A 15,911-nucleotide genomic window follows, 5' to 3' on the forward strand; every position below is an offset into this window, starting at 1 on the left:
GGGGTGGCTCAGCCCTTCGCGAGCAGACCGCGGCGGCGCAGCACCGTGCGCTCCAGCGGGCTGAAGATCAGCAGGTCGATGGCGATGCCGACGACCAGGATCAGGATGATCGCCAGGAAGATGCCCGCCATGTCGATGTTGTTGCGGCCGTTCTCCAGGAGCTGGCCGAGGCCGAGACCCAGGTCCGGGGAGGAGGCGATGATCTCCGCGGCCATCAGCGAACGCCACGAGAACGCCCAGCCCTGCTTGAGGCCCGCGAGATAGCCCGGCAGCGCGGCCGGCATCACGATGTGCCAGGCGCCCTTGAGGCCGGTCGCGCCGAGCGTCTGCCCGGCCCGCAGGAAGAGCGGCGGGATCTGGTCGACGCCGGCGACGAGGCCGTTCGCGATCGACGGGACCGCGCCGAGCAGGATCACCGCGTACATCATGCTGTCGTTGAGGCCGAGCCACAGGACGGCGGGCGCCACCCAGGCCACCGAGGGCAGCGACTGGAGACCGGCGAGGATCGGGCCGATCGCCGCGCGCACGAACTTCACCCGCGAGACCAGGAGGCCGAGCGGGGTGCCGATGGCGAGGGCGAGCAGGAAGCCGAACAGGGCCCGGGACACGCTGGTCCAGAGGACTTCGAGGAGCGTGCCCTCCAGCCACATCGTGGTCAGGCTGTCCCACACGGCGGACGGCGCCGGCAGCTTGTACTCGTCGGTGACCTTCAGCGTGACGAGCAGCTGCCACACCACCAGGACGAGCACGACGGCGACGACCGGCGGCAGCGCCTTCTTGAGCAGGACCTCACTGACCGGGGTCCGGCGGATCTGCACGCTGTCCAGGGCGTCCAGACCGGCCTCCAGGCCGGCCAGGTCGTCGGCCTTCCGGGCCTTCGACGTCTGAGGGGTCGTTTCAGTGCTGGCCATGACGGCGGATCTCCCCACGCAGGTGCTCGGTGATCTCAAGGGAGAGCTCCGCGACGTCGGAGTCCTCGATGCGGCGCGGCTGAGGGATGTCGATGGTCCACTCGTGCGCGATCCGGCCCGGCCGCGACGAGAGGAGGACGACACGCTCGGCAAGGCGTACGGCCTCGCGCACGTTGTGGGTGACGAAGAGCACCGACAGCTTCGTCTCCCGCCAGATCCGGGTCAGCTCGTCGTGCAGCACGTCCCGGGTGATGGCGTCGAGCGCCGCGAACGGCTCGTCCATCAGGAGGAGGTCGCTGTCCTGGGCGAGCGCGCGGGCCAGCGCGACCCGCTGGCGCATCCCGCCGGACAGCTCGTGGACCCGCTTGCCGTACGAGCCGCCGAGCCGGACCAGGTCGAGCAGCCGTTCGGCCTCGGTCCGCCGGTCGGCCTTGGGCACCCCGCGCAGCCGCAGGGCGAGTTCGATGTTCTTGCCCGCGGTGAGCCACGGGAAGAGGGCGTGCTCCTGGAACATCAGGGACGGCCGGCCGCCGGGGGTCTCGATGGACCCCGCGGACGGCCGGTCGAGCCCGGCGACCAGGTTGAGCAGCGTGGACTTGCCGCAGCCCGAGGCGCCCAGGAGGGTGACGAACTCGCCCGGGGCGACATCGAGCGTGATGTCGTCGAGGACGAGCTGCCCGCCGGCGGGTCCGCCGAAGGACTTGGAGACATGCTGGATACGGGCGGCATGGGTCACCGCCGCACGGTCCTCGGCCTTGGCGAGCGTCGCGGTCGTGGCCATGGTCGTCACCTCCTGGGAATCAGCTGCGGACTGTTACTTCGCGCCGAGGCCGGCGTCGGAGACCTCGGGCTTGCCCGCGGCCTTCAGGACCTTGTTGAGCGGCTTCAGGTCGTAGATGCCGGACAGCTCGGGCTTCTCCAGGAGACCGGCGTTCACCGCGTGGTCGGCCTGCGCCTGGAGCGTGGCGGCCAGCGGGTCGTCGGTGAACTGGATGGACGGCCACGCGGCGTCGATCACCTTCGCGCCCAACGCCTTGCCCGAGAGCTTCTTCAGCTTGGCGTTGGCCGAGGCCTTCGCCTTGTCCGGGTTGGCGTTGATCCACTCGTTGGTCTTCACCGTGCCGCGCAGGAAGGCCTCGACGACGTCCGGGTGCTCCTTGAGGAACTTCTGCGACACGATGATGTTCGTGATCACGAACTTCTTGTCCGGCCACAGGTCGGACTCGTCGAGCAGCACCTTCGCCCCGTCGCTGACCAGCTTCGACGCGGTCGGCTCGGGCACCCAGGCACCGTCGATGGCGCCGGAGGCGTAGGCGTTCGGGGTGACCTTGTTGTCCGTGCGGACCACCGAGACGTCGCCCTTGCCGCTCTCGGCGTCGACCTTCCAGCCCTTCTCGGAGATCCAGTGGAGGAAGGCCACGTCCTGCGTGTTGCCGTGCTGCGGGGTGGCGATCTTCTTGCCCTTGAGGTCGTCCAGGGTCTTGATCTTCGCCGGGTTCACGACGAGCTTCACACCGCCGGACGCGGCGCCGCCGACGATCCGCAGGTTCGTGCCCTTGGTCTTGACGTAGCCGTTGATGGACGGCGAGGGGCCGATGAAGCCGATGTCGATCGAGCCCGCGTTGAGCGCCTCGATCTCCGAAGGGCCGGCGTTGAAGGTGGTGGGCACCAGCGTGGTGCCGCCCAGCTCCTTCTGGAGGATTCCCTCCTGGTCACCCACGAGCGCGGTGGCGTGGGTGAGGTTGGGGAAGTACCCGAGCCGTACGGTGTCGGCGGAGAGCTTCTCGCCCTCGGCGGCCACCTTCTTCTCGTCGTTCTTGCTCTCGGAGCCGTAGCCGCAGGAGGCGAGTGCGCCGATCAGCAGCGGCAGAGCGGCGGCGGCGGCGAGGCCGCGGCGCAGGGTGGTACGGGTGGTGGCAGGCACGGGAGGTTTTCCCCTCGATTCAGCGTTTTCGAAGTCTGCGTCTATGTCGTTCGGGGTGGAGCGGGTGGAGCGGGGTCGCGCCGCGCATGCGGCGCGTCGAGGTCAGCACGCACATCGCGCGACACCTCCGCGGCCCGCGCCGAGGGCACCGGAGCCCACCCGGCCGCCCTCTTTCGCGAAGGTGGCGTACACGTTCTGGACCATCAGAAGTCCCACCCTTCCTCGTCCTCGACGACCGCGACGGCCTTCGTGGTGGCGAACGACTCGCCCGCCATGCCCGCCGCGAGCGTGGTGCCGTCCGCCGGGTCGATCAGCAGGAACGAACCGGTACGGCGCGAGTCCGCGTACGCGTCGAGCGCGAGCGGCTCGGCCGTGCGCACCACGACCCGGCCGATGTCGTTGGCGACCAACTGGCCCGGGTCCGGGTGCTGCGAGAGGTCGTCCAGGGTCAGCCGCGAGGGGATCTCCTTGACGATCGCCTTGACCGTGCGGGTCGTGTGCTTCAGCAGCACCCGCTGGCCGACGGCGAGCGGCTGGTCCGCCACGTGGCAGACCGTCGCCTCGATGTCCTGCGTGGTCGCCGGGGCGTCACCGCTCGGGGCGAGCAGGTCGCCGCGCGAGATGTCGATGTCGTCGGCGAGCCGGATCGTGACCGACTGCGGCGCCCAGGCGATGTCCACGGACTCGCCAAGGGCGTCGATCCCGGTGATCGTGGAGGTCCTCCCCGACGGCAGGACGGTGATCTCCTCGCCGACCCGGAACGCGCCGGCCGCGATCTGACCGGCGTAGCCCCGGTAGTCGGGGTGCTCGGCGGTCTGCGGGCGGATCACGTACTGCACGGGGAAGCGCGCGTGGCAGGCCGTCAGGTCGTGGCTGACCGGGACGGTCTCCAGGTGCTCCAGGACCGTCGGGCCGCCGTACCAGTCCATGTTCGCGGACGGCTCCACGACGTTGTCCCCGGCGAGCGCCGAGATCGGGATCGCGGTGATCTCCGGGACGCCGAGCTCGGAGGCGTACGTCGTGAACTCCGCGGCGATCGCGGCGAAGACGGGCTCCTTGTAGTCGACCAGGTCCATCTTGTTCACGGCCAGGACCACGTGCGGGACGCGGAGCAGCGCGGCGACGGCGGCGTGCCGGCGGGTCTGCTCGACCACGCCGTTGCGGGCGTCGACCAGGACCACGGCCAGCTCGGCGGTGGAGGCGCCGGTCACCATGTTCCGGGTGTACTGCACGTGCCCGGGGGTGTCGGCGAGGATGAACCGGCGGCGGGGCGTCGCGAAGTAGCGGTAGGCCACGTCGATGGTGATGCCCTGCTCGCGCTCGGCCCGCAGACCGTCGGTGAGGAGCGCCAGGTCGGGCGCCTCCTGGCCGCGGGAGCGCGAGGCGTGCTCCACGGCCTCCAGCTGGTCGGCGAGGACCGACTTGGAGTCGTGGAGGAGCCGGCCCACCAGGGTGGACTTGCCGTCGTCGACGGAGCCGGCGGTGGCGAAGCGCAGCAGGGTGGTGGCCGCCAGCTGCTCGGTCAGCTGCTCGGTGGACGTGCTCATTAGAAGTACCCTTCGCGCTTGCGGTCTTCCATCGCGGCCTCGGACATCTTGTCGTCGGCGCGGGTCGCGCCCCGCTCGGTGAGCCGGGAGGCGGCGATCTCGGCGATGACGGCGTCCAGCGTGGTCGCGTCGGAGTCGACGGCGCCGGTGCAGGACATGTCGCCGACGGTGCGGTAGCGGATCAGCCGCGTCTCGACCGTCTCGGACTCCTTCGGGCCGCCCCACTCGCCCGCCGTCAGCCACATGCCGCTGCGGGCGAACACCTCGCGCTCATGGGCGAAGTAGATGTCGGGAAGCTCGATCTTCTCGCGCTGGATGTACTGCCAGACGTCCAGCTCGGTCCAGTTGGACAGCGGGAAGACACGGACGTGCTCGCCGGGCGCGTGCCGGCCGTTGTAGAGCTGCCACAGCTCGGGGCGCTGACGGCGCGGGTCCCACTGCGAGAACTCGTCGCGCAGCGAGAACACCCGCTCCTTGGCGCGGGCCTTCTCCTCGTCGCGGCGGCCGCCGCCGAAGACGGCGTCGAAGCGGTGCTGCTGGATCGCCTCCGTCAGCGGGACGGTCTGCAGCGGGTTGCGGGTGCCGTCGGGGCGCTCGCGGAGCTTGCCGGCGTCGATGTACTCCTGTACGGAGGCGACGTGCAGCCGCAGCCCGTGCTGGGCGACGACGCGGTCGCGGTACTCCAGGACCTCGGGGAAGTTGTGCCCGGTGTCGACGTGCAGCAGCGTGAAGGGGACCGGCGCGGGGGCGAAGGCCTTCAGCGCCAGGTGCAGCATGACGATGGAGTCCTTGCCGCCGGAGAAGAGGATCACCGGCCGCTCGAACTCACCCGCCACCTCACGGAAGATGTGGACGGCCTCGGACTCCAGGGAGTCGAGGTGCGACAGCGCGAACGGGCTGTCCGTACTGTCGTGAACATGAGCCACGGTGGTCATGCGAGACCCCTCTCGGTGAGCAGCGCGTGGAGCGTCGCTGCCGACTCCTGCACGGTCTGGGTGTGGGACTCGATCCGCAGATCGGGGTTGCGCGGCTCGTCGTACGGATCGTCGACGCCGGTGAGTCCGCTGATCTCGCCCGCGGCCTGCTTGGCGTAGAGACCCTTCACGTCGCGTACGGAGCACACGTCCACCGGAGTGGCGACATGCACCTCGACGTACGGGGTGCCCTCCGAGGCGTGGCGCTTGCGCACCGCCTCGCGGCTGTCCTCGTACGGGGCGATGACGGGGACGAGGACCGTCACGCCGTTGGAGGCGAGCAGCTCCGAGACGAAGCCGATCCGCTGCACGTTCGTGTGCCGGTCCTCGCGGCTGAAGCCGAGGCCCGCCGAGAGGAACTCGCGGATCTCGTCGCCGTCGAGGACCTCGACGCGGTGGCCCTCGGCGCGGAGCCGGCCGGCCAGCTCGTACGCGATGGTGGTCTTGCCGGCGCTCGGCAGGCCGGTGAGCCAGATGGTGGCGCCCGTCACGTGCTTCTCCTGAATGTTCTGAGTGTCCGTCATCCGTGCAGCCCGCATTCGGTCTTGGCGCGGCCCGCCCAGCGTCCGGCGCGGGCGTCCTCGCCCTCCAGGACGCGGCGGGTGCAGGGGGCGCAACCGACGGAGGCGTACCCGTCCATGAGGAGCGGGTTGGTGAGGACACCGTGCTCCGTGACGTACGCGTCGACGTCGTCCTGCGTCCAGCGGGCGATGGGGGAGACCTTGACCTTCCGCCGCTTCTCGTCCCAGCCGACGACCGGGGTGTTCGCCCGGGTCGGGGACTCGTCGCGGCGCAGGCCCGTCGCCCACGCGCTGTACCGGGTCAGGCCCTCTTCGAGGGGCTTGACCTTCCGCAGCGCGCAGCACAGGTCGGGGTCGCGGTCGTGCAGCTTCGGCCCGTGCTCGGCGTCCTGCTCGGCCACGGTCCGCCGCGGGGTCAGCGTGATGACGTTGACGTCCATGACGGCGTCCACGGCGTCGCGGGTGCCGATGGTCTCCTCGAAGTGGTAGCCCGTGTCGAGGAAGACGACGTCCACGCCGGGCCGGACCCGGGAGGCGAGGTGGGCGACGACCGCGTCCTCCATGGAGGAGGTGACGCAGAAGGCGTCACCGAAGGTGTCGACCGCCCACCGGAGGATCTCCAGCGGGGAGGCGTCCTCCAGATCGCGGCCGGCCTGCTCGGCGAGTGCCTTGAGGTCGGCCGCGGTGGTGTCCTGAGTGACCGTCATATGTCTTCCCCTCCAGAGGACTTGCTCGAAGTGCCCGGGGCGAGCAGCCCCAGGAACTTCAACTGGAAGGCTCGGCTGCACGCTGCGCATTCCCAGGCGCCGTGACCCTGCTCGTTCGGACGCAGGTCCTCGTCACCGCAGTAGGGGCAGTGGAACGGTGCGGCGCGCTCGCTCATGACAGCGCCTCCTCCGACGCGCGCGACGCCCAGGTGGCGAAGCGCTCACCGGTCTCGCGCTCCGCCTGGAAGCGCTTGAGGACCCGCTCGACGTAGTCGGGGAGCTCGGCCGCGGTGACCTTGAGGCCGCGGACCTTGCGGCCGAAGCCGGCCTCGAGACCGAGGGCGCCGCCCAGGTGCACCTGGTAGCCCTCGACGCGGTTGCCGTCGTCGTCCAGGACCAGCTGCCCCTTGAGACCGATGTCCGCGACCTGGATACGGGCGCAGGCGTTCGGGCAGCCGTTGATGTTGATCGTCAGCGGTTCGTCGAACTCCGGGATGCGGCGCTCCAGTTCGTCGATGAGCGAGGCGCCCCGTGCCTTGGTCTCGACGATCGCGAGCTTGCAGAACTCGATGCCGGTGCAGGCCATCGTGCCGCGCCGGAACGGGGTCGGGTTCACCCGCAGGTCGAGCGCCTCCAGGGCGGCGACCGCCGAGTCGACCTGCGACTCCTCGACGTCGAGCAGGATCATCTTCTGGTCCGCGGTGGTCCGCAGCCGGCCGGAACCGTGCTGCTCGGCCAGGCCCGCGATCTTGGTCAGGGTGGCGCCGTCGACCCGGCCCACGCGCGGGGCGAAGCCGATGTAGAAGAGGCCGTCCTTCTGCCGGTGCACGCCCATGTGGTCGCGCCACTGGCCGGCGGGCTGCTCGGGGGCGGGGCCGTCGGTGAGCTTCCGCTTCAGGTACTCGTCCTCCAGGACCTGGCGGAACTTCTCCGGGCCCCAGTCGGCGACGAGGAACTTCAGCCGGGCGCGGTTGCGCAGCCGGCGGTAGCCGTAGTCGCGGAAGATCGAGATGACGCCCTCGTAGACGTCCGGGACCTCGTCGAGGGAGACCCAGGTGCCGAGGCGGACGCCGAGCTTGGGGTTGGTGGAGAGACCGCCGCCGACCCAGACGTCGAAGCCGGGGCCGTGCTCCGGGTGGCGCACGCCGACGAAGGCGATGTCGTTGATCTCGTGCGCCACGTCGAGCTGCGGCGAACCGGAGACCGCGGACTTGAACTTGCGGGGCAGGTTGGAGAAGTCCTTGTTGCCGACGATCCGCCGGTAGATCTCGTCGATGGCGGGCGTGCCGTCGATGATCTCGTCGGCGGCGATGCCGGCCACGGGGGAGCCGAGGATGACACGCGGAGTGTCGCCGCAGGCCTCCGTGGTGGACAGGCCGACCGCCTCCAGGCGGTTCCAGATCTCGGGGACGTCCTCGATGCGGATCCAGTGGTACTGGACGTTCTGCCGGTCGGTGATGTCGGCCGTGCCCCGGGCGAACTCCTCGGAGATCTCGCCGATGACCCGCAGCTGTTCGGTGGTCAGCCGGCCGCCGTCGATGCGGACGCGGAGCATGAAGTACTCGTCGTCCAGCTCCTCCGGCTCCAGGACGCCCGTCTTCGTGCCGTCGAGTCCCTGCTTGCGCTGGGTGTAGAGGCCCCACCAGCGCATGCGTCCGCGCAGGTCGTTGGGGTCGATGGAGTCGAATCCGCGCTTCGAGTAGACCGTCTCAATACGTGTCCGTACATTGAGACCGTCGTCGTCCTTCTTGAACTGCTCATTGCCGTTCAGGGGGGTGAAGTGCCCCACGGCCCACTGACCCTCGCCACGGTGGCGCCCGGCCTTGCGGCGGGCGGCGGCGGGAGTGGGGTTTTCCGGGGTGGCGGCCATGGCGTCTTGTCCTTCGGGACTGCGAGAGGGCGGCTCTGACCTGCACACTCACGCTCAGGTCAGAGGGTGGCGCGTCAGTGCGCAGCAGGGCGGGGCAGAGTCGGGCTGAAAAGTGATCGCGGCGGTGCTGGTTCTCTCAGCGCGCCGGACACATGGCGCTGGACATGCGGCCTAGGTCGACGTGCCGCCGACTCACCAAGGCAATTCCAGTTCCAGACATGACGGAAGCGTGTCACGGGACTTTGGACCCAGTCCAGCATCGTCCAGAATGCGGACGTAGTCGTCTCGCTTTGCGAGACGGTGTGGTGCGGGTCACGCGAAAGGGGCCCTGACCAGGGCCCCTTTCGTCGTCAATGCCGGGAGCGGACCGGCTCAGGCGTGGGCACCGGGCCACGGACCGGGGGTCTCGCTCTCCTCGATCTCCTCCACCTTCGTGTCGAACAGCCGGAAGCCGCGCCGCTCGTAGTTGGCCATCGCGTGCGGGCCGTCGAGGGAGCAGGTGTGCAGCCAGACGCGCCTCGTCGTCTCCCGCTCCGGCCAGCGCTCCGCCAGGTCCCAGGCCCGGGCCACCCCGTACGAGAGGAGGTGGCCGCCTATCCGGCGCCCCCGGAAGGCCGGGATCAGGCCGAAGTAGACGATCTCCACCACGCCGTCCTCCTGCGGGTCCAGCTCCACGTACCCGGCCGGCGTCCCCCTGTCGTACGCCACCCAGATCTCGGCGCCCGGCTTCTCGACGATTTCCTGCCACTGCTTGTACGTCAGCGACAGCCGGTCGTTCCAGCGGATGTCGCCGCCGACCGCGGTGTAGAGGAAGCGGCTGAACTCCGCCGAGGGCACCTCGGCGCGCCGGACGGCCACGTCGTCGCCCTCCGGCGGGGTGGCGGGACGCAGATCGGACGGCGAGGTCTGCTCGAGGGACCAGGTGGTGAGAGTGATGCTCATAAGGTCATCGCATCATGCGGAGCGGCTGATTCCCACCTTGTTCGGTCCTGGCGGACAAGCAGTCCGGCATGCGGTCACGCGGAGGCCCGCTCACGTACGTGCCGCCGCCCGGACCGCCGGGGCCAGGGAATGCGGCAGCAGGTCCGCCGCGCGCTCCGGCCGCAGGACCTCCACCGCGACCTCCTCCCGGAAGCGGTACGGGCGGTGCGCCAGGACCCCGGCCAGGTTCCTGCGTATCCGGGACATCTCCGCCCGTACGGTCACCGTGCGCGTGCGGTCCCCGAACACGTCGTCCGCCAGCTCCGCCGCCGTCCGCCCGTCCCGGCGCACCGCGAGGACGTAGAGGAGCTCCGCGTGCCGGGGGCTCAGCTCCTGCTGCCAGCTGCCCGCCGCCCCCGAGACGGACACCGTCCAGCGGCGCGGCCTGCTCAGGTCGAGGACCACCCGGCTCGCCGCCTCCGCGCCCGGGCCCGCCTCGCGCGTCTCCTCCTCCACCCGCAGCAGCCAGCCCCCCGGCAGCGGCTCCACCGCGCACACGCCGAGCGAGGGCAGCCACAGCCGGCCGGACCGGAACGACTTCGGCAGCGGGATCCGGTCCACCGGCGCGAGCCCGGTCACCGCCGCCGTCCAGCCGTGGGCGTCCACCGCGACGGCCCGGCCGCCCACCCGGCACAGGATCGGCGCGGCCACCGCCCGCAGCCGCTCGACCGACCTCCGGTGCCGCTCCCGCATCTCGGCCTCGGCGAGCTGGGCCACCGAGTCGACCAGGGCCAGCATCGCCGGATGGAAGGTGGACGCCGGGCCGCTCACGTCCAGGATGCCGAGCAGCCGGCGGTCGCGCGGGTCGTGCACGGGCGCGGCGGCGCAGGTCCAGTTGTGGAGGGTGTGCACGTAGTGCTCGGCGGAGTGCACCTGCACCGCCCGGCCCATGGCGAGGGCCGTGCCGACCGCGTTGGTGCCGGTGGTGTGCTCGGTCCAGGCCGCGCCCTCCTCCAGGCAGATGCCGTTCGCCTGCCGCATCACCGCCGGGTTCCCCTGCCGCCACAGCACCCGGCCGTGCTCGTCGGTGACCACCATGATCTGGAGCGAGGTGTCGGCGATCCCGGCGAGTCCGCCGCTCAGCGTCTGCATGACCTCGGAGAGCAGCGTGGACCTGCGCCGCTCCTCCAGTTCGTCCCGCTGGAGCAGCACGCTGCTCGTGCCCTGGTCGGGGTCGAGCCCGAGCCGGGCCATCCGCTGCCAGGAGGCGTCGATCACCGGGCGGGGCGCGATCGGCGGCGTACGGCCCGCCAGGGTCGCCTCGCGCACCCGATGGAGCAGCCGGGTGGCCTGGACGGCGTCCATGGCGGCGAGGCGCTTCATGTCGAGCTGCGTGTTGTTCATCGGTCTCTCCCAGACACCCGGGGTGCTGTATCGGTTCTGCACGGGGCAGATGTCCGGAGTGTCGGTACCCATCGTGCCGTTCGTGACCGTCCGGCGAGGCCCGGTTCGGGTAATCCTGCAACTCTTTGCAACTCTGGTCGGCGGCAGGGCTCCTGGGCGAAGGTGGTGCGAGCGGTGGGTGGTGCCGTGTCGGCGCAGCACCACCCCCGCTTCTCCACGCGTGCCGACCCCCGAGGTCCACCCCTGGTAAGCGCGACACGACGTCCCGCCGAACCGGCACCGCGTCCTGCCGTACGGCACCGCGTCCTGCCGTACCGGCACAGCCTCCCGCCGTACCGGCACAGCCTCCCGCCGTACGGCACAGCCCCTCGCCGGCACCGGCACAGCCCCCCGCCGTACCGGCACACGGCCCGTCGGGCCCCGGCGCCCCTCAGACCTCCACCCGCGCCCGTTCCACCACCGCCCGCAGGTCCAGGGTGTGCGGCAGCGTCCCGAAGGCCGAGCCGCCGTCCCCGCCGAGGCGTGCCGCGCAGAACGCGTCCGCGACCTCCGGCGGGGCCCACCGCACCAGCAGCGCCCCCTGGAGGACCAGCGCGAGCCGCTCCGTGAGCCGCCGCGCCCGCGCCTCGATCCCGTCCATGTCCGCCAGCTCCACCAGGAGCCCCCGGATCGCCCGGTCGAGCCGGTGGTCCGCGCCCCGCGCCGCCCCGACCTCCCGCAGCAGCGCGTCGAGGGCGGCGGGCTCGGTCCGCAGCACCCGGACCACGTCCAGGGCCTGGACGTTCCCCGAACCCTCCCAGACCGAGTTGAGCGGCGACTCCCGCAGCAGCCGGGGCATCCCCGACTCCTCCACGTACCCGTTGCCGCCCAGGCACTCCAGCGCCTCCGCCACCATCGGCGTACACCGCTTCGTCACCCAGTACTTCGCCGCCGGCACGGCGATACGGAGCAGGGCCCGCTCCCGCTCGGCATCGCTGCCGCCGTCGGCATCGCCGGCGTCGTAGGCCGCCGCGAGCCGCATGCCCAGCACCGTCGCCGCCTCCGACTCCAGGGCGAGATCGGCCAGCACGTTCCGCATCAGCGGCTTGTCGATCAGCGGTCCGCCGAAGGCCCTGCGGTGCGCGCAGTGGTGCACGGCCTGCGCCACCGCCTGCCGCATCAGCGCCGCCGAGCCGAGCACGCAGTCGAGCCGGGTCGCCGCCACCATGCCCATGATCGTGCGAAGCCCGCGCCCCTCCTCGCCGACCCGGCGCGCCCAGGTGGTCCCGTCGAACTCCACCTCGGCGGAGGCGTTCGAACGGTTGCCCAGCTTGTCCTTGAGGCGCTGGAGCGCGAAGGCGTTCCGCGAGCCGTCCGCGAGCACCCGCGGCACCAGGAAACAGGTCAGCCCCGCCGGGGCCTGCGCCAGGACCAGGAAGGCGTCCGACATCGGCGCCGAGCAGAACCACTTGTGCCCCGTCAGGACGTACTCCCCGTCGGCCGCCAGCGGGCGCGCCTCCGTCGTGTTCGTCCGGACGTCGCTGCCGCCCTGCTTCTCCGTCATGCCCATCCCGAGCAGCACCCCGGCCTTCTCCGCGACCGGGCGGAGCCCCCACTCGTACACATGGGAGGTGGCCGCGGGCTCCCAGACCTCCGCGATCTCCGGCTCGGCGCGCAGCGCGGGCACCGCGGCGTGCGTCATCGACAGCGGACAGCCGTGCCCCGCCTCCACCTGGGACACCACCAGGAACCCGGCGGCCCGCCGCACATGTCCACCCGGACGGCCCCACGCGTCGGTGAGCCCCGCCCCCACCGACTTGCCGAGGAGCCGGTGCCAGGCCGGATCGAACTCGACCTCGTCGATCCGGTGGCCGTACCGGTCGTGGGTGAGCAGGCGCGGCGGGTTCGCGTTCGCCCGCTCGCCCCACTTCGCCATCTGCCCCGAACCGGCCGCCTTGCCGAGGACGCCGAGGTCACCGCGGGCCTCGTCGAGGAGCTCCGGCGCGAGGTGCCGCTCGACCGCCTCGGCCAGCACCCGATCGCTGTCGAAGACGTCATGCCCGACCAGGGGCGGAGCCTGGTTGGTCACGGTGTGGGTGGTCGCTGTCATGCCGATACGGTAAGCAGGTGCAGGCAGCAAGCGAAACACCCGAACGGCCCGAGCGGCGGCCCTGGAGCAGGCTCCACCGCGCGCGCGTCCTCTACCGCAACGTCTCGAAGCGGAAGATGGTCTGGCTGCTCCTCAAGGACACCGTCAACTCGTGCATCGAGTACCGGATCCTCGGCCTCGCCGCCGAGGCCGCGTTCTTCACCCTGCTGTCCCTGCCGCCGCTGCTCCTCGGCCTGATCGCCCTCCTCGGCTACGCCGACGACTGGACCAACACGGACACCGTGGCGAGCATCCAGGAGAACATCCTCCGCGCCGCCGGGACGGTCCTCTCCGACCGGGGCGTCGACGACATCGCCAAACCGATCCTGGACGACGTGACCCAGGGCAAACGGGCCGACCTGATCTCCCTCGGCTTCGCCATCGCCCTCTGGTCCGGCTCGCGCGCGGTGAACGTCTTCATCGACACCATCACCGTCATGTACGGGCTCGACGGCCACCGCGGCATCGTGAAGACCCGGCTCCTCGCCTTCCTGCTCTACCTCGTGGCCCTGGTCATCGGAGCCGTCGTGCTGCCGCTCGCGGTCGTCGGCCCCGACCGGGTCGTCGAACTCGTCCCCTTCGGCACGGAGGTCGTCGCCGTCCTCTACTGGCCGGCCGTCATCCTGCTCTCCATCGCCTTCCTCACCACCCTCTACCACGTGTCCGTGCCCGTCAGATCGCCGTGGATCGAGGACATCCCCGGTGCCCTCGTCGCGCTCGGCATGTGGGTCCTCGGCAGCTTCCTGCTGCGCATCTACCTCACCAGCCAGGTCGAGGGCCCGACGATCTACGGCTCCCTCGCCGCCCCCATCGCCGTCCTCCTCTGGATCGGCATCTCGGCCTTCGCCGTCCTCGTCGGCGCCGCCGTGAACGCCGCCATCGACCGGGTCTGGCCCTCCGTCGCCACGGCCGCCGCCCGTGAGGCCAACGAGCGGGCCCGCGCCGTCCAGGCGGCGGAACTCGTCGCCCGCGTGCGCGCGGAGGCGGAGGACGTCGACGAGGACGACCCCGACATGCCCTCCGAGTTCCCCGAACGCTGGTCCAGGTTCCTGCCCCCGGACGACGTCAAGGCCCGCCTCCACTCGGGCTGGGAGAAGGACTGAGCCGTACGACGGGACTATGTTCGAGCTGTGTACGAGGAGCGCCCCGCCCTGCTCGACGGAGCCGTCCTGTGGACCAGGACCGCCGGCCCCGCCGCCGGCCACGTCACGGAGGATCCGCGCCCGGTCCTGCCCGACGGCTGCATGGACCTGATCTGGGCCGACGGACTCCTCCTCGTCGCCGGACCCGACACACGCGCGTACGTACCGGGGGAGACCGCCGCGCGGTACGCCGGAATCCGCTTCGCGCCCGGTGACGCCCCCGCCTTCTTCGGCGTACCGGCCCACGAACTCCGCGACCGGCGCGTGCCCCTCGGCGCGCTGTGGGGCGAGGCCGGGGCGCGCCGCCTCGCCGAGCGGATCACCGAGACCCCCGACCCGGCCGCCGCCCTCGACGCGCTCGTACGCCGCAGGGCCGCCGACGCGCCCCCGCCCGATCCGCTGCTCAGGGCCGTCGCCGCGCGGCTCGCCGCGGGCCGGGCGGTCGCCGAGACGGCCGAGGCCGTCGGGCTCGGCGCCCGGCAGCTGCACCGGCGGTCCCTCGACGCCTTCGGCTACGGCCCCAAGACCCTCGCCCGCGTCCTCCGGCTCCAGCGCGCCCTCGCCCTGGTCCTGGCCGGCGTGCCGTACGCCGAGGCCGCCCTGCGCGCGGGCTGCGCCGACCAGGCCCACCTCGCCCGCGAGACCCGGGCTCTGGCCGGCACGACCCTGGGGGCCTACGTGGCGTCCGTGGCGTCCGCGGCGGCGTCGGCGAACAGCGACACGCCGGAACCGTCCGGGTCCAGGACCACCGCGTAACGCTGGCCCCAGAAGGCGTCCCAGGGCTTCAGATGCCCCTGATGGCCGACGGCCGTCAGCTCCTCGTACGCGGCGTCCACCGCCCCGGGCGTGGCGCACCGGAAGGCGAGCTCGATCCGGTTGCCGCCCTCGGGCCGCTTCCAGCCGGGGTCGAAGGAACGCACGACGTCCTCGGTGTCCCAGGCGATCCGCAGCCCGCCGGGCAGCGCCACCTCCACGTGCGGGGCCGTCTCGGCGCCCTCGGGGATGTCCAGGCCGAGACGTCGGTAGAAGGCGAGCGAGGCGGCCATGTCGGAGACGACGACGCCGATGAGGTCGATCCGGGGTGTCATGTCGGGTGCTGTGTCCATGACGGCACGGTAGGCGCGCCGCCGCCGGCCGGTCTTGTACGAATCGGACGCGAGTCCCGCCCCGCCGCGCCGGACCGTCTTCGACGGCGACGGCAAGGGACCGGTGAGACCATCCAGGATCTCGCGCGGTTACCCGGCGGCGCCGACACGGCCGTGCGGCCCGACTGACGCCTCTGGCGCGCGTCCCACCACCGACGCGACCGCTGATCCGGGCCATCGGGGCACGCGACGCCGCGATCGGCACCGTCATGCTCCTCGCCGGCGGTGCCCGCGAGCGGAAGGCGGTCACCGGCTGCCGCATCGCGGCGGACACGTCGGACGCTCTGTTGTTCGGCACACTCCTCAAGGACCGTGACAAGCGCTGGAAGGTGGCCGGCTTCGCGTTCGTCTGGGCCGCCCTGTGCGCCGCGAGCCTGTCCGGCATGGCCTCCTCCGCCTGATGACCGCCGAATGAAGCAGGGACTCCGTCGGAACGGCATGGTGACGCGCCGTCTGTGCCTCGGCCCGGCGTGTCCGGCGCGATTTCGCGCTGACGGCCCCTCCGCCGGGGGACCGCTTCCGGCGCCGGGCACGAGGGTTCCGAGCACCTCCGGCGATCTGGATGCAGGCCGGTCCGGTGACCGCGTACGGGGACCCGTCACACACGGAATCGGTCCACGGTGTCGGGGGGCGAGAGGCAGCGGACCACTGAAGGGAGACGCCATGCGCGAGCATGTACTGGAGGGCCGGGCCGCCGTCGTCACCGGCGCGGCTCGT

At 71.6% G+C, this 15,911-nt stretch carries 17 protein-coding genes; 3 read left to right on the plus strand and 14 right to left on the minus strand.

The annotated features are described in order from the left end of the window. Nucleotides 1-8: 8 nt before the first annotated feature. The 13 genes from ACFWUY_RS09645 to ACFWUY_RS09705 all read right to left on the minus strand — a co-directional run bounded on the left by ACFWUY_RS09645 (nucleotide 9) and on the right by ACFWUY_RS09705 (nucleotide 12,868). Complete coding sequence (locus ACFWUY_RS09645) at nucleotides 9-911, minus strand: ABC transporter permease (RefSeq protein ID WP_384104421.1); 903 nt, start codon at nucleotides 909-911, stop codon at nucleotides 9-11. Further along, nucleotides 898-1,692, minus strand: a complete 795-nt coding sequence (locus ACFWUY_RS09650) for an ABC transporter ATP-binding protein (protein ID WP_384104424.1) — start codon at nucleotides 1,690-1,692, stop codon at nucleotides 898-900. Before ACFWUY_RS09650 ends, ACFWUY_RS09645 begins: the two co-directional genes overlap by 14 nt. 33 nt (nucleotides 1,693-1,725) lie before the next feature. After that, nucleotides 1,726-2,835 (minus strand): aliphatic sulfonate ABC transporter substrate-binding protein, encoded by a 1,110-nt coding sequence (locus ACFWUY_RS09655; RefSeq protein WP_384104427.1) that lies wholly within the window; start codon nucleotides 2,833-2,835, stop codon nucleotides 1,726-1,728. A gap of 203 nt (nucleotides 2,836-3,038) precedes the next feature. Then, nucleotides 3,039-4,382 (minus strand): sulfate adenylyltransferase subunit 1, encoded by a 1,344-nt coding sequence (locus ACFWUY_RS09660; protein ID WP_384104430.1) that lies wholly within the window; start codon nucleotides 4,380-4,382, stop codon nucleotides 3,039-3,041. Then, a complete protein-coding gene (gene cysD, locus ACFWUY_RS09665; RefSeq protein WP_351220209.1) occupies nucleotides 4,382-5,317 on the minus strand; it encodes a sulfate adenylyltransferase subunit CysD in 936 nt (311 codons plus the stop codon). The genes ACFWUY_RS09660 and cysD overlap by 1 nt, the downstream gene beginning before the upstream one ends. Further along, entirely contained in the window at nucleotides 5,314-5,880 is a 567-nt protein-coding gene (cysC, locus tag ACFWUY_RS09670) for an adenylyl-sulfate kinase (protein WP_384104433.1), read from the minus strand. The genes cysD and cysC overlap by 4 nt, the downstream gene beginning before the upstream one ends. Then, nucleotides 5,877-6,584 (minus strand): phosphoadenylyl-sulfate reductase, encoded by a 708-nt coding sequence (locus ACFWUY_RS09675; RefSeq protein ID WP_384104436.1) that lies wholly within the window; start codon nucleotides 6,582-6,584, stop codon nucleotides 5,877-5,879. Before ACFWUY_RS09675 ends, cysC begins: the two co-directional genes overlap by 4 nt. Then, a complete protein-coding gene (locus ACFWUY_RS09680; protein WP_384104439.1) occupies nucleotides 6,581-6,760 on the minus strand; it encodes a hypothetical protein in 180 nt (59 codons plus the stop codon). Before ACFWUY_RS09680 ends, ACFWUY_RS09675 begins: the two co-directional genes overlap by 4 nt. Beyond that, entirely contained in the window at nucleotides 6,757-8,454 is a 1,698-nt protein-coding gene (locus tag ACFWUY_RS09685; RefSeq protein WP_384104442.1) for a nitrite/sulfite reductase, read from the minus strand. Before ACFWUY_RS09685 ends, ACFWUY_RS09680 begins: the two co-directional genes overlap by 4 nt. Nucleotides 8,455-8,590: 136 nt before the next feature. Next, the gene (locus ACFWUY_RS09690) at nucleotides 8,591-8,674 is read right to left on the minus strand and encodes a putative leader peptide (RefSeq protein ID WP_317453974.1); all 84 of its coding nucleotides are present in this window, start codon (nucleotides 8,672-8,674) and stop codon (nucleotides 8,591-8,593) included. A 152-nt stretch (nucleotides 8,675-8,826) separates the two neighbouring features. After that, nucleotides 8,827-9,396, minus strand: coding sequence for a GNAT family N-acetyltransferase (locus ACFWUY_RS09695; protein ID WP_384104444.1), 570 nt, complete (start codon nucleotides 9,394-9,396; stop codon nucleotides 8,827-8,829). A 90-nt stretch (nucleotides 9,397-9,486) separates the two neighbouring features. After that, nucleotides 9,487-10,779 carry a GAF domain-containing protein gene (locus ACFWUY_RS09700; protein ID WP_384104447.1) on the minus strand — a complete coding sequence of 431 codons (1,293 nt, stop codon included), beginning with the start codon at nucleotides 10,777-10,779 and terminating at the stop codon, nucleotides 9,487-9,489. Nucleotides 10,780-11,209: 430 nt separating this feature from the next. Then, the gene (locus tag ACFWUY_RS09705; protein WP_384104450.1) at nucleotides 11,210-12,868 is read right to left on the minus strand and encodes an acyl-CoA dehydrogenase family protein; all 1,659 of its coding nucleotides are present in this window, start codon (nucleotides 12,866-12,868) and stop codon (nucleotides 11,210-11,212) included. A 17-nt stretch (nucleotides 12,869-12,885) separates the two neighbouring features. On the opposite strand from ACFWUY_RS09705, the gene ACFWUY_RS09710 reads away from it, so the two are divergent. After that, the gene (locus ACFWUY_RS09710; protein ID WP_384104454.1) at nucleotides 12,886-14,010 is read left to right on the plus strand and encodes a YihY/virulence factor BrkB family protein; all 1,125 of its coding nucleotides are present in this window, start codon (nucleotides 12,886-12,888) and stop codon (nucleotides 14,008-14,010) included. Nucleotides 14,011-14,037: 27 nt separating this feature from the next. Then, on the plus strand, nucleotides 14,038-14,805 hold the full coding sequence (locus tag ACFWUY_RS09715; protein ID WP_384104457.1) for a helix-turn-helix domain-containing protein: 768 nt from the start codon (nucleotides 14,038-14,040) through the stop codon (nucleotides 14,803-14,805). On the opposite strand, the gene ACFWUY_RS09720 is transcribed toward ACFWUY_RS09715, so the two are convergent. Beyond that, a complete protein-coding gene (locus ACFWUY_RS09720; RefSeq protein ID WP_384104460.1) occupies nucleotides 14,724-15,155 on the minus strand; it encodes a VOC family protein in 432 nt (143 codons plus the stop codon). The two genes, ACFWUY_RS09715 and ACFWUY_RS09720, sit on opposite strands and share 82 nt — an antisense overlap. Before the next feature lie 248 nt (nucleotides 15,156-15,403). Between ACFWUY_RS09720 and ACFWUY_RS09725 the strand changes: the two genes are divergently transcribed. Further along, nucleotides 15,404-15,595, plus strand: a complete 192-nt coding sequence (locus ACFWUY_RS09725) for a hypothetical protein (protein WP_384104463.1) — start codon at nucleotides 15,404-15,406, stop codon at nucleotides 15,593-15,595. Nucleotides 15,596-15,911 lie beyond the last annotated feature (316 nt).

The organism is Streptomyces sp. NPDC058664 (genome assembly GCF_042716635.1).
GTDB lineage: Bacteria > Actinomycetota > Actinomycetes > Streptomycetales > Streptomycetaceae > Streptomyces.

Bases quoted from the DNA above. Each gene is read 5' to 3' on its own strand.
- cysD (WP_351220209.1), bottom strand. From the start codon at position 5,317: ATGACCACCGTGGCTCATGTTCACGACAGTACGGACAGCCCGTTCGCG.
- ACFWUY_RS09700 (WP_384104447.1), bottom strand. From the start codon at position 10,779: ATGAACAACACGCAGCTCGACATGAAGCGCCTCGCCGCCATGGACGCC.
- ACFWUY_RS09660 (WP_384104430.1), bottom strand. From the start codon at position 4,382: ATGAGCACGTCCACCGAGCAGCTGACCGAGCAGCTGGCGGCCACCACC.
- ACFWUY_RS09675 (WP_384104436.1), bottom strand. From the start codon at position 6,584: ATGACGGTCACTCAGGACACCACCGCGGCCGACCTCAAGGCACTCGCC.
- ACFWUY_RS09705 (WP_384104450.1), bottom strand. From the start codon at position 12,868: ATGACAGCGACCACCCACACCGTGACCAACCAGGCTCCGCCCCTGGTC.
- ACFWUY_RS09690 (WP_317453974.1), bottom strand. From the start codon at position 8,674: ATGTCTGGAACTGGAATTGCCTTGGTGAGTCGGCGGCACGTCGACCTA.
- ACFWUY_RS09645 (WP_384104421.1), bottom strand. From the start codon at position 911: ATGGCCAGCACTGAAACGACCCCTCAGACGTCGAAGGCCCGGAAGGCC.
- ACFWUY_RS09695 (WP_384104444.1), bottom strand. From the start codon at position 9,396: ATGAGCATCACTCTCACCACCTGGTCCCTCGAGCAGACCTCGCCGTCC.
- ACFWUY_RS09680 (WP_384104439.1), bottom strand. From the start codon at position 6,760: ATGAGCGAGCGCGCCGCACCGTTCCACTGCCCCTACTGCGGTGACGAG.
- cysC (WP_384104433.1), bottom strand. From the start codon at position 5,880: ATGACGGACACTCAGAACATTCAGGAGAAGCACGTGACGGGCGCCACC.
- ACFWUY_RS09720 (WP_384104460.1), bottom strand. From the start codon at position 15,155: ATGGACACAGCACCCGACATGACACCCCGGATCGACCTCATCGGCGTC.
- ACFWUY_RS09725 (WP_384104463.1), top strand. From the start codon at position 15,404: ATGCTCCTCGCCGGCGGTGCCCGCGAGCGGAAGGCGGTCACCGGCTGC.
- ACFWUY_RS09650 (WP_384104424.1), bottom strand. From the start codon at position 1,692: ATGGCCACGACCGCGACGCTCGCCAAGGCCGAGGACCGTGCGGCGGTG.
- ACFWUY_RS09685 (WP_384104442.1), bottom strand. From the start codon at position 8,454: ATGGCCGCCACCCCGGAAAACCCCACTCCCGCCGCCGCCCGCCGCAAG.